This is a genomic window from Candidatus Accumulibacter phosphatis (assembly GCF_012939955.1).
GTDB classification, from domain to species: domain Bacteria; phylum Pseudomonadota; class Gammaproteobacteria; order Burkholderiales; family Rhodocyclaceae; genus Accumulibacter; species Accumulibacter delftensis.
In genome coordinates, this window is sequence record NZ_SPMY01000040.1 from 63229 (window position 1) to 86188 (window position 22960).

Here is a 22960-nt window from a genome sequence, read left to right on the forward strand (position 1 = left end):
GTGCACAGAGCGGGCACGTGGGCGGCTGCGCCGCCCCGCGCGTACCTCGGCAGGATAGAAAAATCGGCGCTTCCGGTCAAGGCAAATAGCTATTTTCCGGGAGTGGTCACCGCCTGCGTCGCGAATCAGCCCGCGCCGCGAATTTGGTCCAGGCGTCGCGAATCAGCCCGCGCCGCGAATCAGCGCCACCAGATCCTCGGTAGAGGGCAGGGCGCTGGCTTCGCCTTCTTCCAGGATGCTTTCGGCCAGCGCGCGTTTCTCGTGGTGCAATTCGACGATGCGTTCCTCGACGCTGCCCTTGGTCACCAGGCGATAGACGGTCACCGGCCGCAGTTGGCCGATGCGATGCGCACGACCCATGGCCTGGTCTTCAGTGGCCGGGTTCCACCATGGATCGGTGATGACCACGTAATCAGCGGCGGTCAGGTTGAGCCCGAAGCCACCGGCTTTGAGGCTGATCAGGAAGAGATCGCCTTCACCGGCCTGGAAAGCGGCGACGCGCCGCGTACGCTCGGCGGCGGGAGTGCTGCCATCGAGGTACTGATAAGCGATTCCGGCCGCATCCATCTGTTCGCGTAACATTGAAAGAAAATCCACGAACTGACTGAAAACAAGCGCTTTGTGTCCGTTCGCAACGAGTTCGGCGGCGAGTTCGGCGAAAGCCTGCACCTTGGCGCCGACGATACCGAGTTCGGGGCTGCAAAGGCGTGGGTCACAGGCGGCGCGACGCAGGCGCGTCAGCTGGGCGAGGATGTTGAAGCGCGCTTGTGCCTGCGGCGCAGTGTCGAGGCTGGCGTCGATTTCGTTCGCGGCTTCGCGGCGCAGCGCTTCGTAGTGTGCCGCTTCCGCCGCTTCCGGAGTCACCGTCAGAATCAGCTCGGTGCGCGCGGGCAGCTCTTGCAGGACTTCCGACTTGGTGCGCCGCAGAACGAAGGGGCCGACCAGACGTTTGAGCACGTGCTGTGCCTCGCGGTCGCGGTTACGTTCGATCGGGCCGGCGAAGCGCTCGTCGAAGCGGCTGCTGCTGCCGAGCAGGCCGGGGTTGGCGAAGCGCATGATCGACCAGAGGTCGGAGAGGCGGTTTTCGACCGGCGTGCCGGTCAATGCCAAACGAAAGTCGGCGTCGAGGGCGAAGACCGCCTGCGAACGCTTGGCGGCGGCGTTCTTGATGGCCTGCGCCTCGTCGGCGATCAGAGTGTGCCAGTGGCGCCCGGCGAAGCGCTCCTGGGCCAGTTGCAGCAGCGTGTAGGAGACGATCAGCAGGTCCTGCGGTCCGGCCGTGGTGACCAGTTCCTCGCGTTCGCTGTCGCTCGCCTCGCTGTAGATCCGGACGTTGATGCTGGGCGCAAAGCGCAACGTTTCTGCCAGCCAGTTGCCGCATACGGAGGTCGGCGCGATGACCAATGCGGCGCCGCCAGCGGCGCGTTCGAGAAGCACGGCGAGCGCCTGCAGGGTCTTGCCGAGGCCCATGTCGTCGGCCAGGCAGCCGCCGACGCCAGCAGTCGCCAGGCGGATCGCCCACTGATAGCCGTCTTCCTGATACGGTCGCAGGCTGGCCTGCAGCAGGCTGGGGAGTTTCGGAACCAGGGCCTGCGCCTGGCGCAGGCGGTCGATGGCCTGGCGGAAGTCCTTGCTGGCGTCGAGTTCGGTGCCGTCGAGAATCTCGTCGAGCCAGGCGGCGGCGATGGTCGGCACCTTGCCACCGTTCTTGTCGCTTTCCAGCACCGCTGCCAGATCGCTCAGTTTTTGCTTCAGCGAGCGGGTCAGAGCCGCGTACACGCCGTTGCCCATGGGCACGAAACGGCTCTTGGCGCGGGCCGCACTGAGCAGAGTTTCCAGCTGCAGGACCAGGCCCTCGTCGAGGGTCGCCTGTCCGGCGAGCCGGAACCAGTCGCGTTCGCGGCTGATTTTTACGCCGAGCTGGCGGCTGTCGAGGGTGAGTACACGCACGCTCTTGCCCTTCGGCCAGTCGACCGCAGCAATCGCCGACAAACTCGGCAGTGCTTCGACCACCGCCAGTGCTTCCTCCGGGTCTTCGATCAGCCATTCGCTGCCGCAGCCATCGCGCTCGCCGCCGTCGAGAAAGGGCAGGGCGTCGAGTACCGAGTCCAGATGCTGGCGCTCCTCGTTCAGGTCGCGCTCGGTGCCGACTGTTTCGCTGCCGAGTACCGCCATCAAGCGTACTCTGCCCGCCGCGGCCGGTAGGCGCGGTCCGTCCGGACCGAGCGGCGCGACCACCAGGCGTAGCGAGAGATCGTCCCCAAGCGGTGAAAGTTCGGCGCGCAGCCGGGAGTCACTGCTCACTTGCCGCGTCGCCTGGGTCGAGTCGGCATGAACGTGGAAATGAAGCGCCAGCGCGTGCAGGGTCTTGGTGAGTTCGTCTTGCGCATTCGGTGCCTCGGCGGGCACCGAAAAACGACCCGAGACGAGCTGTGCAGCCTGCTGCTGCGCACTCGAAAAACGAACCAGACGCAGGCGCTGAGGAGCATCGACGACGAGCGTGATCAGACGCAGTGCTTCCGCTTCACGACGTTCGTCGGCGTCCTGCGCAAAGTAGGAAGTGGCCGCAAGCGGTGCGCGTAGTGGCGGCTCGACGCGCATCACGAAGCGCCCCTTTTCGCGGACTACTTCAAGTTCCGGCGCCGCTTCACTGAGGTCGACGAACTGCTCTGGCGCACCTGGCAGGACGATGTACGGGTGCCCGGGCAGTGCCACAATCGCCGCCGCCAGATCGATGTGGTAGCGATTGCGGTAGCCGTGTTCGAGGCGCACGGCGCGCGCGACTTTCGCATCCGCGCTTGCCAGCTGCTGGTTGCCGGCGATCCTCGCCAGGCTCATGGGGCGCGGCCGGCCCCAGCTGCGTTGGCCGCGCTTCTGTTCGAAGGGCTTGATGGCGAGCAGATCACCCTGGCCGCCGATTTCGAGTTCCCAGAGTACGCGCGTCGCTTCGCCGTTGCCGCTGGCCGGCTGACTGCCGCCCAGCGATTGCAGCGCCAGCAGGACCTCCTGCCATTGCTGGCCACTACCGGCAATGAAGAAATGTTCGGGCGGATCGCGTCCTTCGAGTACCGCCTGGCTGCCGTCGAGCATCGGCATCAGCGCGGTCAGGCGGCAGCTGTTCAATGCCTGGCGGAGGGTGTCGATCAGCGCTCGCCACTCGCTCAGGGCGGCCTGCGGGTTGTTTTCGGCGATCGTCTCGTGACCCAGCCAGGCGGCGAGCAAGACCGCCCATAGCGAGTCGAGTGCCCAGCGCGTCTGCAGGTCGTGAGTCGGCCTGAACGCTGCCTGCTCGAGCGGTATCCTGCCGAGGCGGACGTCGATGGCGTGCACCCAGCGCCCCCAGCCACCGTAGGGGCTGGGGGCACGCTTGCCGGACTCGCCGACGCAGAACTTGCGCGCCAGTTCGAGGTGCCTGGGCGTCGCCTGCGCGAGTAGTGAAAGCGGATAGAACCAGGCGAGGCTGCCGGGCAGGAGGTTTTTGCTGCCGCCAATTTCGCTCTTGCACAGCTTGAGCGCCGCTTCGAATGTTGCCTGGCCGGCGCCCCACTGCCCATCGATGACCAGCGCCGCGGCACGAATCGCCGTGCTCAGGCCCTCGTCAACTCCATCCAGCGCTGTTTCCAGCATGGCGCTGTCGCCGCGCTGCATGGCCAGTTCGCCGAGGGTGAGCCGCAGGTCGGTGGACAAGGCCTGGGGATCGTTGGCCAGCTGCTCGACCGCCCAATCGGCGAGCGGCAAGAAGCGCTGCGCACAGAAGACGCAGACGCTGGCGGTCGCCTGGCAAGCGAGCTGCGAACGCCAGAGCGGTTCGATGCGCTGGAAACTCGGTCCGTCGAAAGGCTGCAGGACGGCCTCGCCGAGGATTACGCTCCAGTCCATCGAGCGGGACAGGATCATGCGCATGTGCGACAGCTCTTCGCTGGCTGCGCCGGAGAGAAACTTGGCGCGTACGTAGGCGACGGTCGTCGGAACACTGGCCGTGGGCCAGTAGTAAGCCGTTCTGGCGGGGTTAAAGCGGTCGGCGTCAGCGATCAGGCGTGCCAGCGAGTCACCGTGACTGGTTTCCAGTAGCTGCCGATAGAGAGTTGTACGCAATGCGTCGACGAGATGAAAAGTAGTCGCCCGCGAGGGCTCGTCGACCAGCAGCTCGCTTTCCCGGAGCTTCTGGGTGGCGGCCCTGACCTCGCTGGCGCTAAAGGTCTTTCCCGCGGCATTCTGCAGCCCACTCAGCGAAAGCAGGCGGTGCACGTCGGTATTGGTGCGAAAAGTCCACAGCAGCGCGCTGGCCAGTGCGACCTTGTGAATGTCGGGCGGCAGCCCTTGGCGGTCGAGTTTCTCGATGGCGGCGGCGTTCAGAGCGGGAGTGTTCATTGGCGCGTGAGTGTGAAAATGGAGGGTGGCAGGTGCGTGGCAGGCGGAGGGTGAAAGTGGGTGAGTGTGAAAAGTGTCAGAGTCAGGAGCGGCGGGTCAGCAGCATCGCGTCGCCGTAGCTGAAGAAGCGGTAGCGTTCGGCGATCGCGTGTCGATACGCGCAACGAATGGCGTCGCGGCCGGCGAACGCCGAAACCAGCATCAGCAGGGTCGATTTCGGCAGGTGAAAATTGGTGATCAAACGGTCCACCACCCGAAACCTGTAGCCGGGGGTGATGAAGATATCCGTCTCGGCGGGGCCGGCCTGCAGGTCACCGCACTGTGCAGCCGCTTCGAGGGCGCGCAGACTGGTCGTTCCGACGGCGACGACTTGGCCGCCGCGGGCGCGGGTGCGGGCGATGGCGGCGATGGTTGCCGACGGAATCTCGAAGCGCTCGGCGTGCATGCGGTGTGCGGCGATCTGATGTACGCGCACCGGCTGAAAGGTGCCGGCGCCGACGTGCAGCGTCAAGTACGCCACTTCGACGCCGCGCTGCGCAAGTTCCGCCAGCAGCGCGTCGTCGAAATGCAGGCCGGCCGTCGGCGCCGCGACGGCGCCCGGGTGGCGCGCGAAAACGGTCTGATAGCGAGCTTCATCGTCGGCGTTGGCGGGGTGCGTAATGTAGGGCGGTAGCGGCAAGCGGCCGTGTTTTTCGAGCAGGTTCCATAGGTCGCCTTCGTCTGCCCCGCCCTTGGCCTGCTCGTCTGCCAGGCGCACGTCGAAGAATTCGCCCTGTTCGCCGCTACGGCCGTCGACGATCAGGATGATCGCGTCTTCGAGAATGATCCGACTGCCGGTTTTCGGCGACTTGCTGGCGCGGATCTGCGCCACCGCGTGGCGAGCGTCGACGATGCGCTCGACCAGCACTTCAATGTGGCCACCACTCTCCTTGTGGCCGAGGAGGCGGGCGCGGATCACGCGCGTATCGTTGAACACCAGCAGATCGCCGGCAGCCAGCAGGTCCGGGAGTGCTGTGAAGCGCTGATCGGCAAGCGCGCCGTCGCCGAGTTGCAGCAGTCGGCTGGCGCTGCGTTCGCCAGTCGGGTGCTGGGCGATCAGTTCGCCCGGCAGGTCGAAGTCAAAGTCATCAAGGGTGAGCATGGGTGTGTAGCGTACTTGGAGTGCTTGGGGACTAAGGGGGCTAAGGGGGGCTGTCCAGCGGCGGGCAGGCTAGGGATGGCTGGCTGCGTGCCTTATTGCTGGCCTGGCCATTTTGTAGCTTGTCGGCTGCCGGAGAATCAGCGATAATTCGCAGCTCTTCTGGCTCGCGAACTTCGGGCCGAAGCCGAGATGGCGGAATCGGTAGACGCAGCGGACTCAAAATCCGCCGATGGTGACATCGTGGGGGTTCGATTCCCCCTCTCGGCACCACCTATAACCCGCAGAAATGCGGGTTTTTGTTTGGTTTCAAGCATTTGCGGCGCTGCCTTGTTGGTCATTTGGGCGCATGTTACCGCAAAAAACCACCTTTCCCGGTTTGTTTTACGCCAGAATTGCGCCTGGATTTATGCTGGGGGGTGGGCGGCAAGCCCGGAACTCCTCAAATCCCAAAACCCCCGGACGACTTACTCCGCGCAATGCTTGAACCTGCCGTGCAGCCCTCGCCTCTCGGCGCCTGGTGGCTTGCCATCCGACCCAAGACGCTGACGGTGTCCGTCGCGCCGCTGCTCGTTGGCCATGCCGTCGCCTGGGCGCAGACCGGCAAGTTCCTCTGGCAGCCTGCGCTGGTCGCTCTGCTGGCCGCCTTGCTGATCCAGATCGGCACCAATTTGCACAACGACGTGGGTGATTTCGAACGCGGCAGCGATACGCCCGATCGTCTCGGGCCGCCGCGAGTGACGGCAATGGGCTGGTTGCCGCCTGCCGCCGTACGGCGCGCGGCGTGGCTCGCCTTGGCGCTGGCGTTCAACTTCGGCATTTATCTCGCCTACCACGGTGGTTGGCCGATCGTCGTCATCGGGCTGGCGTCGCTGCTCGCCGCCTGGGCTTACACCGGCGGCCCATGGCCGATCGCCTATACCCCGCTCGGCGAATTGTTCGTGGTGCTCTTTTTCGGCCTGGCGGCCGTGGGTGGCAGCTACTACCTGCAGACCTTGTCGATCAGCCCGGCCGCTCTGCTGGCCGGAGCAATGCTCGGGCTGTTCGCTGCGGCGGTGATCACGGTCAACAACTACCGCGATCTGGCGACCGATGCGCGGGCCGGCAGGCGAACCCTGGCCGTCGTCGTCGGCCGGCAGGCGACGCAATGGGTCTATGCGGCGGAACTGTTGCTGCCCTTGCTGTTGTTGCCCTGCCTGGCGCTGGCGATGGGGCGCGGGCTCTGGCTAGTAGTCCTGCCGCTGCTACTACTGCCGCCAGCGTTGCGGCTGCTGCAGCGCTTTCGGCGTGCGCCCGCGGGTCCGGTCTTCAACCAGATACTGGCTAGCACTGCCCGCTTGCAGTTCGTCTACGCGCTTCTCCTGGCGCTGGCGATCGTTGTCTGAGCGAGGAGGGGCAAGGGCTCGCCGGGCGGCCAGTGCTAGCATCAGGTCGAGTTGCCTGACGGCGGCTGGAACCAGGCCAACTTGTCGTGCAGGCGAACCACCGTACCGACGATGATCAGTGCTGGCGAGCCGATTCCCGCCGCTTCGACACGCGCCGGCAGGCTTCCCAGATCGGCAGTCAACACCCGTTGCCGGCGAGTCGTGCCATGTTGCACGACGGCTGCCGGGTGGCTGGCCGGTAGACCGTGGGCGATCATCTGGCGGCAGATTTCGGCGAGGCCGCCGACGCCCATGTAGAAGACCACGGTCAGCTTCGGGCGGGCCAAAGCCGGCCAGTCGAGATTGATCGTGCCGTCCTTGAGGTGGCCGGTCGCGAAGGCTACCGCCTGGGCATGATCGCGATGCGTCAGCGGGATGCCGCAGTAGGCCGCGCAGCCGGCGGCGGCGGTCACTCCGGGAACGACCTCGAAAGGGATGCCGGACTCGACGAGAGTTTCGATTTCCTCGCCGCCTCGTCCAAAAATGAAGGGGTCGCCCCCCTTGAGGCGGACGACTTTCCTACCGGCAAGCGCGAGGCGAACCAGCAGTTGATTGAGTTGCTCCTGCGGGACGGTGTGATTGGAGCTTTTCTTGCCGACGTAGATCTTCTCGGCGTTCGCACGCGCCAGTTCGAGGACCCCTTCGGCAATCAGATGATCATAGACGATGGCGTCCGCTTCGCCGATCAGCCGCGCGGCGCGCAGGGTGAGCAGATCGAGGTCACCGGGCCCGCTGCCGACGATGTAGACGGTTCCGACTAACGGCGAGGAGGGTGTTTGCATCATTCCTTTTTTTCCGGTTTTTGGCTGAGGTGCAAGCATAAGCGCCCGTCGCCTTGCTTTTCAACTCGGACGCGACCATAGGCTTTCTGCGATCCCTGATATTTGATGGAGGTCAAGGAATGGACCCGCACAGGCATGTCATCCTGCGCCGAGTCTGACACGGATGTTAACCGGGCGACAGTCGAGAAATTTCAAGAGGAGAGGAAACAAGCATGCAGAAGGTAATTCGTAACGTATTGATGCTGGCAGCGTTGCCGTTCGCGATGAACATGGCATTTGCGGCCAAGGCCGAGAAGGCCGCCGCGCCGGCTGCCGACGCACCGACGCTGTCGGCCGAGGACAAGGCGGCTTCCGGCAAGACCTATTTCGAACGTTGCGCTGGCTGCCATGGCATGCTGCGCAAGGGGGCGACCGGTAAGAATCTCGAGCCGCAGAACACCACCAAGCTCGGTTCCTCGCGTCTTGAAAAAATCATGACTTACGGTACCGAGGGCGGCATGCCCAACTTCGACGACATTCTGTCGAAGAAGGAGCTTGCCGACATGGCCAAGTATGTCCAGATGCCGGCCGACGTGCCGCCGGAATGGGGCATGAAAGACATGAAGGAAAGCTGGAAGCTGGTTGTGCCGGTCGCCGAGCGCCCGACCAAGCAGATGAACGACGTCAACCTCAAGAACGTCTTCGCGGTGACCCTGCGTGACTCGGGTGAGGTTGCCCTGATCAATGGCGATACCAAGGAAATCTGGGGTATCGTCAAGACCGGTTACGCGGTGCATATCTCGCGTATTTCGGCTTCCGGGCGTTACGTTCACGTCATTGGCCGTGACGGCCGTTACGATCTGATCGACATGTGGTACAAAGAGCCGAAGATCGTGGCCACGATGAAGGCCGGCTACGAAGCGCGTTCGGTCGACACCTCGAAGTACAAAGGCTACGAGGACAAGTACGCCGTCGTCGGCGCCTACTGGCCTCCCCAGTACGCGATTCTTGATGGCGAAACCCTCGAGCCGCTGAAGCTGGTTTCGACGCGCGGCGTCACGGTCGATGGCGAGTATCACCCGGAGCCGCGGGTGGCTTCGATCGTCTCTTCGCACGACAAGCCGGAGTGGGTGATCAACATCAAGGAAACCGGCATGATCAAGCTGGTTGACTACTCCGACATCGCCAACCTCAAGGAAGTGACCATCAACTCCGCCAAGTTCCTGCATGACGGCGGTTTTGACTCGACCAAGCGCTACTTCCTCGTTGCGGCCAACGCGTCCAACAAGATCGCCGTGGTCGACACCAAGGAAGGCAAGCTGGCTGCTCTGGTCGACACTGCCAAGATCCCGCACCCGGGTCGTGGCGCCAACTTCACTCATCCGAAGTATGGTCCGGTCTGGGCAACGTCGCACCTTGGCGCTGACGTGATCACCCTGATCGGTACGGATCCCAAAGGCCATCCGGAGCAAGCCTGGAAAGTCGTTCAGGAACTCAAGAACCACGGTGCCAACTCACTGTTCGTGAAGACGCATCCGAATTCGAAGAACCTGTGGTCCGATGCGCCGCTGAACCCAGATCCTGAACTGGCCGGTTCGGTCTCCGTCTATAACATCGACGAACTGGGTAATCCGGACGCCAAGTCGCAGGTTATCAACCTCGCTGCTGCTGCCGATCTCGGCAAGACCAAGGGTCTGCAGCGCGTGGTGCATGGCGAGTACAACGAAAAAGGTGACGAGGTCTGGTTCTCCGTCTGGACCGGCAACAAGACCGAGCCGTCGGCAATCGTCGTCGTTGATGACAAGACGCGTACGGTCAAGAAAGTGATCAAGGACAAGCGTCTGGTCACGCCGACCGGCAAGTTCAACGTCTACAACACCCAGCACGACGTCTACTGATCTCTGCTGAGCGTCTGTTCTGAGCCGGGGGGGCCATGGCCCCCCCGGTTTTTTTTTGGCTCGATTGCCGGCATAATCGTCAGCACCTCAACTGCCGCAAGGAATCAACGATGAAAGTGCCCGTCTTTTTGCTATCGGCCGCCATGTGTTCGCAGTTGGCCATCGCCGCGCCACCGCCGGTTGACCCTGCCATGCTTGAACTGGCCGACGAGAGTCGTTGCCTGGGCTGCCACGATGTCGAGATAAAAGTACGCGGCCCCGCCTGGCGCGATGTCGCAAAACGCTATCGCGGCAAACCGGAAGTCGAGGAAGTGCTGGTGGAAAAAGTCTATAAGGGCGGTGGTGGCGTCTGGGGTGACGACTACATGTCGGCCAACAAGCGCGCCGGCAAGGACAACATCCGCATCCTGGTCAAGTGGATTCTCACCCTGCCGGATTCCTGATTTCAAGCCTGGCGGCAGCAAGCCGGACCGACAGGCCGACCGGCGGCAAGAAAAGGCTCTCACAGGCGCATCGGAACGCCCGCGATGCCTCGCTCTATATGGGCGCGTCGCTGGCGCGTGCCCTGAGCAGATCGATGATCATTGCCGACACTTGCTCGATCGAGCGGTGAGTGACGTCGATCACCGGCCAGTTGCGTGCGACGAACAGGCGACGGGCGTCCTGCACCTCCTTGCGCAAGGCGTTGAAGTCGTTGTACTGGCTGTCTTCGTTGTCCCATGACCGCAAGCGCGCGGAGCGGACGCGCGCCAGCCGTGTCGGGTCCACCGTCAGCCCGACGATCAGCGGTCCATTTGCTTTCAGCAGTCCCATCGGCGGCGGCGAGAACGGCACCAGTGGTACGTTGGCGGCCTTGATGCCGCGTGAGGCCAGGTACATGCAGGTTGGTGTCTTGGTGGCCCGCGAGACGCCGACGACGATCACGTCGGCGCCATCGAGATCTTCGCTGGCAATGCCGTCATCGTGGGCCAGGGTATATTTCATGGCCTCGATGCGGCGGTAGTAGTCTTCGTCGAAAGCGTCGCCTGAACTGCTGTGGAACTGAACAGTCGTGTTGGAGTACTCGGCGAGGTTCGCGATCAGCGGTTCGAGGGCAAACTGGCAGGGGACGAGCAGACGGCCGCAACCCTCTTCGAGCGCCTGTCGGACGTCGGCGTGGCTGATGCTGTGCAGGACGTAACCCGGCCTCTGCGCCACCTCGCCAAGAATCTCGGGCACCTGGCCGAGGTGACGGACCATCTTCCATAGTCGGCGCTCGACTTCCAGCCCTGCGAACTGAGCGATGGCGTTACGCGCCAGCAACTCGACCAGTTCTCCCGAGGCATGCGAGACGAGGTGCAATACGAGTGTCTTGCTCACAAGCATCCTTTACCAGCCAAAGCTGACGAATGAGTGGTGGCGGTTATCGCTGGCTACGCCGTGGCGCGTGTTCAGCGGTGGTGACCACCGTCGAGGCGCAGCACGGTGCCGTTGATCATCACGTTTTTCAACACGTGCAGGACCAGCATCGCGAACTCGGAGGGGTCGCCGAAGCGATGCGGAAACGGGATCTGGTGTGCCAGCCGCGAATCGAGGTTCTTTTCCATGGCAAACAGTGTCGGCGTGCCGAACAGCCCGGGGGCGATACCGACGACGCGGATGCCCAGCGGGCCGAGTTCGCGCGCCGCCGGCAGGATCATGCTCACCACGCCGCCTTTCGACGCCGCATAGGCCGCTTCGCCGCTCTGCCCATCGTAGGCGGCGACCGAAGCGGTCGACAGGATGACGCCGCGTTCGCCGTTTGAGCGCGGCTGCAGCCGCGCCATATCGGCGGCGGCGAGACGCATCATGTTGAAGGTCGAGATCAGGTTCACTTCAACCAGTTGGCGGAAGTCCTCGAGCGGCATCGGCCCATTGACACCCACGGTCGGTTCCGAGTGCCCGCGGCCGACGCAGTGCACCAGCACGCGCGCCGCTCCGTGCGCATCGCGCGCCGTCGCCAGGGCCTCCTCCGCAGCGAGTGAATTGGCGACATCGCAGGGAATGGCCAGGCCGCCGATTTCGTCGGCAACTTTTTGTACGCCGACCGCATCGATGTCGATGACCGTCACCTTGGCTCCCGCCTCGGCGAGATAACGCGCCGTTTCCGCACCCAGGCCCGATGCTGCCCCGGTGACCACTGCCGGGCATGTCCAAAGATCCATTGCTTGTCTCCCGCTGTTGTCGCGTCGTTATCGCGTTATCGATTCCCGCCGCCATTTGCCGGCGACGCAAGCGCGCATTATGGGCCGTGGGGGACGAGCGCGCAAACTGCCGCTGCTGTGTCACCGATGGACAGCGATCGGGCGCCGTGCGAGCCGTTTTCAAGGCCGTCTTCGGATAAAATGCCGGCTCGCTGCCTTCTTCTCGTTAGCGCGGAAGAGGGCGAGCCAAGGCGCCACAGAGCCCAACCCTACCGACTCGCCGACCATGCCCATCGTTCTTGTTCTCGCCCTGTTGCTGGTTTCTCCCGGCGCCTTTGCCGAGGCTGCTCCTCAGCCTGAGGCACCGACGCCCGAACGCCAGAAGCAACTCGTGCACCTCGTTCGTCAGGACTGCGGTTCCTGCCACGGCATGACCTTGCACGGTGGCCTGGGTCCGGCCCTGACGCCCGAGGCCTTGCGCGACAAGCCCGTCGACTCACTGGTGGCCACCATCTACGGCGGTCGTCCGGGGACAGCAATGCCACCTTGGCATCGCTTTCTTACGGAAGCCGAGGCGACCTGGATCGTGCAGCAGTTGATGGTGAGATTCCCCGAGGAATAGGTCCGGGAAGCGCGCGAAGGGATCACCTGCGATGTTGCAAGCTTCGGCCGTTCGCTGTCCGCCCGGGGTCGCTGCAAAGGCTTTCGCGGCGATACAATCGGTAACTGGGCCGCTGGGCAGGTTTGCAGCCAGGGCGGCGATGCTCTCCTTAGTGGCTGCGACGTTTCGACTGCCACCCACCAAGTCCCGCAAAGAGGCTCCAGAATGAATTTCTCCGATGTGCTCAAAGCGCTCAATCAGGCTTCCGCCTTCGAGCTGTACCGGATGCGGGCGGGGATCGACCGCGTACTCGAACAGCCGCAGTGGCTTGATTCGATTCGTTCGCGGCTGCGCGTCGGGCAGACGATTTCCTATTTCGAGCCGAGGGAAAACGCGAGCTCCAGCGGACTAATCATCGAACTGCGTCGCAAGCGCGTGCTGGTCCTGGAGATTGCGACGCAAAAGCGCTGGCTGATTGAGTATGCGGCGATCAACGTCGATGGTGCCGACGTCGAGATTCGCGAGCAGCCACGCCAGGGGCTGGGTCGCAATGAGGTCGCTGTCGGCGAGATGGTCGGCTTCGTCGGCCGCGACCAGCAGGAAAGAAGTGGCAAGGTCATTCGTCTCAACGACAAGACCGTGACTCTGCTCTGCGGGCGCGTGCAATGGCGGGTGGCCTATCAGTTCCTGCATCGGGTGGTCGACTCGCAGGCGATCGACGGTGAGGTGCTCGAAATCAGCGTCGTGGATAGCGACGGCGACCATCGGTAGGCGTCTGCCGGTCCACGGATGCGGCGCTTGGTAGGTGAGCAACGACGCCTCTGGCGCTACCCTTGGCGCCGGAAACGGGAGCAGGGTGGCTCTGATGGAACTCGTCGGTAGCGCTCGATTCTTGGCGCCAGCTTTATCGTCAGCGCGCGCAACGACGTGCCGACGGGGACACCCGCCGTGCCTATGGTGTTGAATGAAGGTGGCACGGCGACGATCACCCACACGGAGCTGCCGGTCGTCGATCAGGACAACCAGAACGACCAGCTCACCGACCGCGTCGACTCCCTGCCCGGGAAGTGGACGTTGCTCAAGAACGGAATTCCGCTCAGCGTTGGCAGCGTGTTCAGCCAGGACGACATACTGGCCGGCAAGATCACCTATCGGCATACGAGGGCGAGCTCTCGGCGGATGCCAGCGACAGCGTCACGTTCTTTTTGCGTGACGGCGCCGGAAGCGAGATCGACCCGCTCGTCCAGCCGATCACCCTACGCGACGTCAACGCGCAGATCGCCATCACCGGGACGACGCAGGCGCTACCCGAGCGTATCGGTAGCGAGGCGGCGACTTTTCGGTGCTCAACCTTGGCTTGACTGACGCGGACGGCGACGCGAACCTCAGACGTCGGTCGGCGGCGGTCAGCGACTCCGCGGCAAAACCGCATCGAAAGCCAGCTTGTCTCGGCTACATGGGAGACATCCCGAAGGTCTGGTCTGGTGACAGCGCCGCGATCGCATCGGCGATGCTCTTCCCGTTGCTGGCCATGGTTCCGCAATACCTGGTTTCTGGGAGGCTTGAACCGGGGCGTTACGCACCGTGCCAATGCGGTCGATGGCGCTCAGAGGCCTTCCAGCTCGCCGTGCCTGGGCATTGCCGTTTCGCGCTATCATCCGAATCGCATTTCCATCGCTTGACGACTGTCCATGTCCCCCTTGCTTCCCGGCGCGAACACCAAGAACACCGTCGAATGAACATCATCGACCGAGCCGCCGATCTGCTCAGACCGTTCATGGGCTGTTAACGGTGTCGCTTTTCCGTAGAAATCTGGCGTCGACGGCCTGACGAGGCGAGAAAGCCAGTCGGTTTGCTTTCGCTTTTGACTTTCAGCCAAGCATGTATATGCCGGGGACGCCGATAGGCACGGCGATACCGCGACGACAGTCGCCAGGGCGGAGGCGGCCAGATTTCTCGACAGCCAGCTCTTGCACCGGGCGACAGCCGCCAGCCTGTTGGCTGTCGGCGAGCGCGAGGTAAGGTTCACCCTCGTGGTTCGAGGCCATGGCCTTCTGCCGCTGGCTGAGCCAGATGCTCGGCCATGAGGTCCGGCTACCGACCGAGCAGGAATGGGAAAAGGCCGCTCGCGGCGCTGATGGCCGCGAATTCCCCTGGGGCGAATTCGAGTCGGGGCAGGCCAACATCAACGAGACATGGGAAGCGGAGGGACCGCACTACCTCGCGCAGACCTCGGCGGCAGGCATCTATCCGCAAGGAACCTCCCCCTGGGGTTGCCACGACATGGCCGGGAACGTCTGGGAGTGGTGCCTGAACCAGTACGACGAGCCAGGCGATACCGATCCGGGCGGCGATGTCCGGCGCGTGGTGCGCGGCGACTGTCGAACCACGAGCCACCGCGCACCACGCGCCGGCCTTTCGCCATCGTCGGGATTCTCGCGGCCATCGCCGGCCTCGTAGCGATACGCGCGGTAGAGGCTGCCGGTCCATTCAAAAACGTTGCCACATATGTCCGCAAGACCTTGCGGGGTATCTCGCCCGGGAAACACGCCCACCGGCGTGGGGCCCCGGACATGGGTTTCGAAGCTGTTGCAGCGGCTGGGGTCGAAGGCTTCTCCCCAGGCGTAGCGCCGCCCCTCCCGGCCACGTGCGGCGGGCCCAGTCCCTCGATGCTCAGCAGGTCCAGAAGCTGCTTGCCGCGATCGGCGAGGGGCATGGCTTCCGCTTTCCACTTCGACCCCGCCGCGTAGCCGAGGGTCTAGATGGCCAGGCCCGCGACATCCTCCGCGGGTAGGAGGGTGCTCCGTCAGTCGCTTGCGCGACTTGCACCTCAATCCTGCATGGCCATCAGTTCCTTGTCGGAATAGCGCAGGCGCATGGCCAGCACTTTGGCGACCGCCTCGATCAGCTCGAAGGCCAGCCGCTTGTGTTCCTCGCGCAGTTTCTCCAACTGGTGACGTGGCAGCACAAAGAGTTCGGTATCCTCGACGGCGGTGGCGTCGTTGAAGCGCGCCATGTGGGAAAGAAAGGCCATCCCGCCGAAGAAGTCACCGCGGCCGTGGGTCAGCGCGTGATGGCCGGGGAGGTCGCCAGCACTCGGCAGCGTGATGCGCACCGCTCCCTTGCGAATCAGGAACAGCTCGTCGCCCTGATCGCCGAACGAGTACACCTTGCCATCCTTGGCCACCGAGCGTCGCTCGAAGGACGCTTCGAGGTCAATCAGGGTCTCATCCTTGTGGTCGCTGAAGACCTCGATGTCGGCGAGTTCCAGCGGAGCGATGTCGGCTTCCTGTTGCACATCCTTGCCCAGGATCTGGTCTTCAATCCATTCGATGGCGTCGTCGAGTTCAGGGAAGATCTTGACCTGCTCGCTGGTCGTCGTCAGCGCCATCTGCTCGAAGAGCTCGCCTATGTTGCGGCCATTGGGCAGCGTCTTCGAGACACTGCAGAAGATCAGAAAAGCGTCACGTTCGATCAGCGAGTCCCTGATCTGCTCCAGCAGATGCACGGCCGTGACGTCCACCGACTGGACGCGCCGCATGTCGAGCACCAGGTACTTACGCGTACCGACTTCCTGTTCGAGCGCCAGATACAACTGATCCTTGGTGCCGAAGAAAAGGCTGCCCTGCAGCTCCAGAATGGCCGTCTGCTTTCCCTCTTTCTCGAGCAATTCCATGTCCTCACGCAAGCGCACGCGCTTCGAAAAGCGGCTGCCACCGTCAATCTTGTTGCGGATCACGGTACTGCTCAGTTGCTCGCGGATGAAAAGCAGCATGGCCAGAACGATGCCCACGCCCGACGCCGCGATCAGGCTGTAGCCAAGGGCCACGGCAACCACCGTCAGGACCACGAAGAAGTCGAAGCGCGTCCATGGCGAGTCCAGCAGATGCAGGCTGCTGCGGTCGATCATGCGCACGCCGACGATGATCAGGATGGCCGCCAGGGAGGCGACCGGAATCCAGGCAATGAGGCTTCCCAGGGCGAGGAAAGTGATCAGTGACAGCACCCCTTCGATGACGCCGGAAATCCGCGTCTGGCCACCGCTTGTGAGATTGACCAGGGTTGCTCCCATCTGGCCGGCGCCCGGCATGCCACCCACGCAGGCCGAGGCGATGTTTCCGGAGCCCTGGGCGATCAGTTCACGGTTCGAATCGTGGCGGCTGCGGGTCATGGTATCGAGCACCACGCAGGTCTTCAGCGTATCGATCGACAGCAGAACGCCCAGGGTCAGCGCCGTGCCAAGCAGCGCACCGATCTGACTGAGCTTGAGCTCGCCTATTTCGTGCCAGCGGCCGGTGATCGCGTTCAGCATGCTCGAAGCCGTGCCACCCAGCGGGCCAATGATCAGCGCGTTGCCTTCCATGACCAGCAAGGAGTCGTCGACCGTGTAAGCGATCGCGAAATAGGTGATCACGCCAGCCAGCAAACCGAGAATCGCGGCCGGCACGAGGCGCGTGAAGCGCGGCGCACCGAGCATCACGGCGATGGTTACCGCGCCAATCAGCGCCGTTTGCCAGTGCCACAGATGGGGCGCAATCACCACTCGCCACCAGGATGAGCCATCCATTACGCCCATGAACTTGGGGATCTGGCTGCCGATGATGATCAGGCCGACGCCACTGAGGTAGCCACTGACGACCGGAAACGGGATGTACTTGATCAGTCCGCCGACGCCGAGAAAGCCGAGCAGCAGCTGCACGATCCCGCAGACCAGACCGAGGGCGGTTAACATCAGCACGATGAAGGTCGCCGGAACGCCGTTTTGTACCAGTTCAATGGCAAAGGCCGAGCACACCGCCGCCGCCGGCGCACAAGGTGCCGTGATCAGGCGGTCAGTGCCACCGAGTGTCGGTGCGATCAGGCCAAGAGCGGTGGTCCCGAGAATGCCGGCCAGCGCCCCCAGGCCGGCGTACTCGGGGCCGATGGCGGCGTAGATGGTGACGCCGAAAGCGATTGCCGACGGCAGGGCGACCAGCATCGACGCCAAACCGCCCCAGAAATCACCGACGAGTTTGTCGTTCTTGAGATTCAATGCCATTTCCATGCCTTGAGGCCTCCCGCCATAACGGCAGAAATCGCCCTGCTGTGGACCATTGGTCTGCTGCAGGGCCAAAAATAAAACGCAGTCCTGGAGATCTTGTCCACGCTGCGTCGGGTGTGCTCGGAAGTATAGCGGCTCAACGCCCTGGCTGTGCGAACGGGGCGCGCTGCTGACTGTTTTTTTGGCATGACAATAAAGCATGCATCACGCTATGGACAAACTCCGCGCCGTTCGCGCAAAGGATCAGGTTCCTGGCCGTTGACTACGGGGCCGCCACGGGCTGCAATAAAACCCCTATACGGCAGCGGTCAGCAGCGCTAAATAGGCAGGGCTTCCATTGCATGCAGTGCTTTGAGTGATTGTTGGGAGCGCTGTGCGCAAGGGCACAACGTGAACCCCGCGGACGGCGTGGGCGCCAAGCAGCAGCGGCCTTCTCGATCCCTGCCTTCACCCGACACGCGGCCAGGAGCAGTCGGGACGCTCGTGTTCCCCGCCTCCGCAAGACACGGCGGGTGTTCAGCAGAGCTTCACGACAATATCCAGTAGTGTGCTGTTACAGATGTTGAGACGGTCGCCGGCCCGGCTCAGTTGGGTGTAGATCTCCTTGCGCCGGAAAATATTCTGGAAGTCGTTGTCCTGAAATAATTCGGCCAGGGCGCGCCGGAGGGTGCGGGTCAGGCTCTTCACCGCTTGATCGGCTTTCTCGGCGTCGGCCCGGCCTGCTTGCGGTTCCTTCGCCAGGCGGCCATAGCCCGCGGCCACCGCTTCCACCCCGGCCTTGAGGTAAACAGCCATTTCCAGGCAGGCCTTGTCAGGCTTCAGGGCGAGAAGCTCGCTATCCATTTCGACGACGATTGATTGGCAGCTGTTGATGATCTCATCGAGATTGATGAACGCCCGATGCAGGTCTTCACGGTCGATTGGCGTCGAGAAAGCTTCGTTCAGCAGGGTCAGGTTGCGAATCTTCTGTCGATCGCCCTCGCGCCCGGCATCGCCGATTTTCTTGGTCGCCTGGGAGCTGTCGCTGCCCATGTATTCGACGAGCAGGCCGGCGGCGCCATTCACATGAGCACTTTGTTCGGCGAGTAGGGCGAAAAAATCGGTGGTCGTCGGGAAGACCCGCTGCAGGAGCCGGCGGGTGAAAGAAGATGCTTCCGTGCTAACGTCTGACATGTTTAAGCCTTTCCCATATAGAAAATGACGAGGGCAAAAGTCTGAACGCGACCACTACGCGGCCGACCGACTCGACAAAGCATTTTCTATGCCAGCCCCCTCAGATGTGCAGGAAAGCGGAAATGCAAGTGGGGGCAGGGGTTGGCGATCATGATGCCTGTTGCCATTTACGCTCCAGGGGGTGAAACAAAGCGCAGTAGCGCTTAGGGCAACGTCATTTCCGGTGGCAGTAAACGCTTTCCGACAGGCGCACACGCAGTTTCGGAATGCCGGCGTTGTGATAGCAAAATGTTACATCGGCCGCGGATCGACCGGGATTTGCGGCTCGTCGCATTCCGCGGCTCAGGATCTGGCTTGAATCACTCGCCGCGCCAAACGCCTGTTGAGAGCCGGACGCGACAGTCCGAGCAGCGTGGCGGCGACGCCCTGGTTGCCTTTGGCGCGGCGGAGTGCTTCCGCGACCATGGCCTCCTCGACCTCGTCAAGGGTCGGAAAGCGTCCCGGGATGACGATCGGCAGTCCGTCGGATGGTTCGGCCACGGGGTAGTCGGCACGTAGCTGCTGTTGCTTTTGAATGGCTTGGCGGAAGCTGTCCATGGCCAGTACCGAACCGCCTCGATGCAAGGCCATGGCGTTGAAGACCATTGCCCGCAGCTCGCGCACGTTACCCGGGAAGTGGTAGTTCGAGAGCAGCGTGATCAACTCGTTCGATGGTTCGGGAGCCGGTTTCCTGATCGCCGCGGCTGCCTCGTCGAGAAAGTGCTGCAGGAGCAGTGTGAGGTCCTCGGTGTGCTGGCGTAGGGGGGGGCACTTCGACCTGATGCACCGAGAGCCTAAAAAAAAAGATCGGAGCGAAACTGGTTCTGGCGCATCAGCTGGGCGAGATTGTGGTTGGTCGCACAGACGACGCGGGCGTCGCTTGGTCGCGCCACGTCGGATCCCAGGGGGAAATACATGTGCTCCTGCAGCAGGCGCAGGAGCTTGACCTGCGAGGCCATCGACAAATCGCCGATCTCGTCGAGAAACAGGGTACCGCCGCTGGCTTGTGCGATCAGGCCGGCGCGGTTTTCGTCGGCACCGGTGAAGGCGCCTTTGCGGTGGCCGAAGAGGGTGTCCGAAAACAGGGTGTCGTCGAGGCCGGCGACATTGACCTGCACGAACGGCCCGGGCAGAGCACTGAGTTTGTGCAGGGCATGGGCGAACATTTCCTTGCCGGCCCCGGTCTCCCCGGAGATCAACACCGGCTCTGCCGATACCGCCACTGCTTCGATGTACTGGAAGAGCGCGCGCATCTTGCGGCTATTGGTCACGATGCCGGCAAATGCCTCGCCGTGCTGCAGGCAGTCCGATAACAGATAGTGCTTGAGGACGCCCATCTCACGGCGCAGCGACTGTACCTCCAGCGCGTGCCGGACACTTGCCACCAGCCGGCTTTCCTCGACCGGCTTGACGAGATAGTCGAAAGCGCCTTCCTTCATGCTCAGCACCGCGGTCTCGACATCCTGAGCGGCAGTCATGACGATGATCGGCAGCTGCGGGTAGAGGCGGACGATCTCGGGTAGCAGTTCGTTGCCGCTGACATGCGGCATGAAGAGATCAAGAAGGATGGTGCTGGCTGGCTGCCGTTCAAGCGCCGGCAGCAGCTTCCGACTGTCGTCGATGCTCTCGATTCTGGCGACGCCGGCGCTGTGCAGCACCGCCGCCGTCGCGTGCAGGACCGACGGGTCGTCATCGACGAGGAAGACCGGCCAGCTGGCCGGCGACTGCTCTTTCATTCACGCCTCCTTGACAATCGGCAAATAGATGCTCACCGTTGTTCCAGAGCCCTTGTTGGACGCGAAGCGCAAGCGCCCTCCGTGCTTCTCGACGATCGACGACGAGATGGACAGACCCAGCCCGGTGCCACCACTTTCTGCCTTGGTGGTGAAAAACGGCTCACTGATCTGGGCCATGACCTCGTCGCTCATGCCTGTGCCCTGATCCTCGACGCGGACGATGATCCGGCTGCCGGAGCGGTCCAGCCCGGCGGTAATTCTCACCGAGCAGCTCCGATTCGGCAGCGACTCGAGGGCATTGACGATAACGTTGATGAACACCTGCTCCAGTTGCTGGACGTTGCCTCTGACGGGTGGCAAGCCCTCCGGCAGAGCCAGGGTCAGGCAATCACTTTCCTTGCGGATGCGCGCATCGAGCAAAGTCAGGACGGCCTTGAGGATTTTCGCGATGTCGGCGAGTTCGTCCATATGCCCGTGATCCTGCTTACCCAGGTGTTTCAGATTGCCAATGATTTTCTGAATCCGCCTGGCGTTTTCACCGACGTCAGCCATGCCGCGTGAAATGGTCTCGCTCGCCTGCGCAAAGCTCAAGCCAGCGAGCAGGAAATCCCCTTGCTCCTGTTCGTATTCGACAAGGATGGGCAGGGCATCCTGCCAGATGCGGGCCAACAGGTGCGCGTGAGCCATGATGGCGTGATTGGGGTTGCTGATTTCGTGCGCAATGCCTGCCGACAGCACGCCAAGCGACGCCAGGCGGGCACTGCGGATCGCCTGCCACTGCAGCTTCCGGTTCTCGGTGATGTCGGTAATCACCACCATCGCTGCGGTCATCGCTCTGCCCGTTTTGGCGGCATTGTCCGAACCGATCGGCACCATGCGAATTTCCCACCAGGTAGCGTCGTCGGCGGTGTACTGGCAGTGTTCGATCTGGCCGCCGGCGAATACCTGCCGCAACTTGTCCAGGTATGCGTCGCGAATATGGGCTGGCAAGGCCAGTTCGGAGCGCTTGTCGTCAGCGCCGGCAAGCGGGTGCGGCAGCGGCCGGTTTGCGAACAGGATCCGGGCCTGCTCATCGACAGTAAAGATCAGGTCGGGCGAATGATTGAACAAGGTCCGTAACTTCGTTTCCGAGTCGCGCAGCGCATCCTCGGCCAGCTTGTGCGCGGTGATGTCCTCGCAAAAGCCGACGATACGGCTCAAGCCGTGCTCCGGCGAACGGACCGGGAAGCCACAGACGCGCAGCCAGTGCAGATTTCGCTGGCCCCGGCAGTCAGGTGACACCGGCAGGATCAGCGAAAATCGCCCACCATCCGCCTGCAAGTCGGCAATCGCTGCGCTGAGCACTTGCCGGTCTTTCGGCGCGAAAACGTCGAGCAGCAGCGATGGTGCCGTACCGTCCAGTTCGACCTCGTCACCGGCCAGCTGCCGGAAAGCGGGTCCGATATACTCCAGGCGCGTTGCCTCGGCGTTGATCGCCCAGAAAGCGACATCGACCGTTTCGGCGAGCTGGCGAAGCAGTTCTTCGCGCTCGAAGATGGTTTTTGCGAGTCGGCTGCGATTGTCCATTTCGCGCCGACTGTGCACCAGGTAAAAACTGAGCAACGCCGTAAACAAGAGGCCGGCGACCATCACTGACCAATGCGCCTCGGTGAATGCCTCAGCGCTACGAAAGGTATGCGTGGCCACGCAGGTGACTGTCCAGCTGCGGTCGCCAACGCGAATCGTGGCCACCATCCGTGGCTGATTCTCGTCCTGCTCCGGAAGCCAGCCGGTGGCCGTCGCGGTGGCGCCGGGTTCCAGACGGCTGGCGTAGAAATGGAGGAACTGCGGGAGGAACTGCGCGTCGTCGCCCGTCGTCTCGTCGCGCACCAGTACCTCGACCCCGCGTGGTTCGAGGCGCTTGATGGCGAAGTGGAGCAGTTCCTCGATGTCATAGACGCCAAGCACGAAACCCTCGGGCGCCGGGCTACTTTGCGGGCTTGCAGGGGCATAGATCGGCAATGCGGCGTAGATGACAGACAGGCTGTTCCTGCCTGGGCGCGTCAGCGTCATGCGCCCGCTGACGGCAATCTTTCCGTTCTCGCGGGCCCGCGCGAACAATGCCGCGAGTTCGCTGCTGGTGTTCAGGTCGACGCCTTTGGCGAGTTCGGAGATTGCGCGTGACGCGGCGAGGACAACGGGGATTCGAGTGAGTTGCTCGCGCTCAGAGCCCAGTGGATCGTCGTTCACTGCCGCTGTCGTTGTTGGTGCGCCGCCGATGACAGCGGCTGATGGTTCTTGCCGCGGCGCGTTCAGCAGTGGGGCCCAGAGCAGGCTTGCGATGTACGGGCGACGCTGCAGGATAGGGTCGGCAAAGGCGCTGAAGGCGCTTTCGTCAAGTTCGTGGGCGGCGTAGAAAAGTCCGCGAATCTCCCGCAAGGCGTCGAGTCCCTGGTCGACCACCGCTCGCACCGACTCGATGCGATCGCTGGCCGCCCACTGAAATTCCCTGCGGTGGCTGCTTTGCAACTCCTCGCGCACATTCCACGACGACCAGCAGGTCAGCACCACCCCACCGATCGCCACGGCATAGGCGGCGGCATATTTTCGTAGCTGGTCGAACATTGACGATCATCA

The 22960-nt window shown here is 63.2% G+C and carries 17 protein-coding genes, 1 tRNA gene and 3 pseudogenes; 9 read left to right on the forward strand and 12 right to left on the reverse strand.

Going from position 1 to position 22960, the window contains the following annotated elements:
- Window positions 1-162: 162 nt before the first annotated feature.
- Together E4Q23_RS14235 and queA are read right to left on the reverse strand one after the other, a co-directional pair.
- On the reverse strand, window positions 163-4371 hold the full coding sequence (locus tag E4Q23_RS14235) for an SNF2-related protein (protein ID WP_248595449.1): 4209 nt from the start codon (window positions 4369-4371) through the stop codon (window positions 163-165).
- 82 nt (window positions 4372-4453) lie between these two features.
- Window positions 4454-5512: a tRNA preQ1(34) S-adenosylmethionine ribosyltransferase-isomerase QueA gene (queA, locus tag E4Q23_RS14240; RefSeq protein ID WP_169067241.1), complete on the reverse strand. Its 1059-nt coding sequence runs from the start codon at window positions 5510-5512 to the stop codon at window positions 4454-4456.
- 183 nt (window positions 5513-5695) lie between these two features.
- Here queA and E4Q23_RS14245 point away from each other — a divergent pair.
- Both E4Q23_RS14245 and E4Q23_RS14250 read left to right on the forward strand, forming a co-directional pair.
- Window positions 5696-5782: transfer RNA gene (locus E4Q23_RS14245), tRNA-Leu, on the forward strand.
- Between the two features lie 221 nt (window positions 5783-6003).
- Entirely contained in the window at window positions 6004-6894 is an 891-nt protein-coding gene (locus E4Q23_RS14250) for a 1,4-dihydroxy-2-naphthoate polyprenyltransferase (RefSeq protein ID WP_336511693.1), read from the forward strand.
- Between the two features lie 41 nt (window positions 6895-6935).
- Here E4Q23_RS14250 and cobA read toward each other — a convergent pair whose 3' ends face one another.
- Entirely contained in the window at window positions 6936-7718 is a 783-nt protein-coding gene (cobA, locus tag E4Q23_RS14255) for a uroporphyrinogen-III C-methyltransferase (RefSeq protein WP_169067243.1), read from the reverse strand.
- Between the two features lie 209 nt (window positions 7719-7927).
- Between cobA and E4Q23_RS14260 the strand changes: the two genes are divergently transcribed.
- Both E4Q23_RS14260 and E4Q23_RS14265 read left to right on the forward strand, forming a co-directional pair.
- Window positions 7928-9592 carry a nitrite reductase gene (locus E4Q23_RS14260; RefSeq protein WP_169067244.1) on the forward strand — a complete coding sequence of 555 codons (1665 nt, stop codon included), beginning with the start codon at window positions 7928-7930 and terminating at the stop codon, window positions 9590-9592.
- A 110-nt stretch (window positions 9593-9702) separates the two neighbouring features.
- Entirely contained in the window at window positions 9703-10035 is a 333-nt protein-coding gene (locus tag E4Q23_RS14265) for a c-type cytochrome (RefSeq protein ID WP_169067245.1), read from the forward strand.
- A 94-nt stretch (window positions 10036-10129) separates the two neighbouring features.
- On the opposite strand, the gene E4Q23_RS14270 is transcribed toward E4Q23_RS14265, so the two are convergent.
- Entirely contained in the window at window positions 10130-10951 is an 822-nt protein-coding gene (locus tag E4Q23_RS14270) for a pyruvate, water dikinase regulatory protein (RefSeq protein WP_169067246.1), read from the reverse strand.
- Window positions 10952-11022: 71 nt separating this feature from the next.
- Window positions 11023-11775: an SDR family oxidoreductase gene (locus E4Q23_RS14275; RefSeq protein WP_169067247.1), complete on the reverse strand. Its 753-nt coding sequence runs from the start codon at window positions 11773-11775 to the stop codon at window positions 11023-11025.
- Between the two features lie 265 nt (window positions 11776-12040).
- Between E4Q23_RS14275 and E4Q23_RS14280 the strand changes: the two genes are divergently transcribed.
- From E4Q23_RS14280 to E4Q23_RS23940, 4 genes and pseudogenes are all read left to right on the forward strand, one after another.
- Window positions 12041-12376 (forward strand): c-type cytochrome, encoded by a 336-nt coding sequence (locus tag E4Q23_RS14280; protein ID WP_169067248.1) that lies wholly within the window; start codon window positions 12041-12043, stop codon window positions 12374-12376.
- A 204-nt stretch (window positions 12377-12580) separates the two neighbouring features.
- Entirely contained in the window at window positions 12581-13126 is a 546-nt protein-coding gene (locus E4Q23_RS14285) for a hypothetical protein (protein WP_169067249.1), read from the forward strand.
- Between the two features lie 183 nt (window positions 13127-13309).
- Window positions 13310-13516 (forward strand): annotated as a pseudogene (locus tag E4Q23_RS25245) (cadherin-like domain-containing protein); the annotation flags it as partial.
- Window positions 13517-13560: 44 nt separating this feature from the next.
- On the forward strand, window positions 13561-13716 hold the full coding sequence (locus E4Q23_RS23940) for a hypothetical protein (RefSeq protein WP_248595451.1): 156 nt from the start codon (window positions 13561-13563) through the stop codon (window positions 13714-13716).
- 293 nt (window positions 13717-14009) lie between these two features.
- Here the strand turns inward: E4Q23_RS23940 and E4Q23_RS14295 are convergent, their stop codons facing one another.
- Window positions 14010-14234, reverse strand: a complete 225-nt coding sequence (locus E4Q23_RS14295) for a hypothetical protein (RefSeq protein WP_169067251.1) — start codon at window positions 14232-14234, stop codon at window positions 14010-14012.
- A 164-nt stretch (window positions 14235-14398) separates the two neighbouring features.
- On the opposite strand from E4Q23_RS14295, the pseudogene E4Q23_RS14305 reads away from it, so the two are divergent.
- Window positions 14399-14815 (forward strand): annotated as a pseudogene (locus E4Q23_RS14305) (formylglycine-generating enzyme family protein); the annotation flags it as partial.
- Here the strand turns inward: E4Q23_RS14305 and E4Q23_RS25250 are convergent.
- The 6 genes and pseudogenes from E4Q23_RS25250 to E4Q23_RS14330 form a co-directional block, all read right to left on the reverse strand.
- Window positions 14764-15087: pseudogene (locus E4Q23_RS25250) on the reverse strand (SUMF1/EgtB/PvdO family nonheme iron enzyme); the annotation flags it as partial. The pseudogenes E4Q23_RS14305 and E4Q23_RS25250 sit on opposite strands and share 52 nt — an antisense overlap.
- Window positions 15088-15185: 98 nt before the next feature.
- Window positions 15186-17399 carry a SulP family inorganic anion transporter gene (locus E4Q23_RS14315; protein ID WP_248595452.1) on the reverse strand — a complete coding sequence of 738 codons (2214 nt, stop codon included), beginning with the start codon at window positions 17397-17399 and terminating at the stop codon, window positions 15186-15188.
- 513 nt (window positions 17400-17912) lie between these two features.
- Window positions 17913-18569, reverse strand: a complete 657-nt coding sequence (locus E4Q23_RS14320; protein ID WP_169067254.1) for a DUF47 domain-containing protein — start codon at window positions 18567-18569, stop codon at window positions 17913-17915.
- A 342-nt stretch (window positions 18570-18911) separates the two neighbouring features.
- A complete protein-coding gene (locus E4Q23_RS24895) occupies window positions 18912-19271 on the reverse strand; it encodes a helix-turn-helix domain-containing protein (RefSeq protein ID WP_336511694.1) in 360 nt (119 codons plus the stop codon).
- 131 nt (window positions 19272-19402) lie between these two features.
- Window positions 19403-20344, reverse strand: coding sequence for a sigma-54 dependent transcriptional regulator (locus E4Q23_RS14325; protein WP_336511695.1), 942 nt, complete (start codon window positions 20342-20344; stop codon window positions 19403-19405).
- Window positions 20345-22948, reverse strand: a complete 2604-nt coding sequence (locus E4Q23_RS14330) for an ATP-binding protein (RefSeq protein WP_169067255.1) — start codon at window positions 22946-22948, stop codon at window positions 20345-20347.
- Window positions 22949-22960 lie beyond the last annotated feature (12 nt).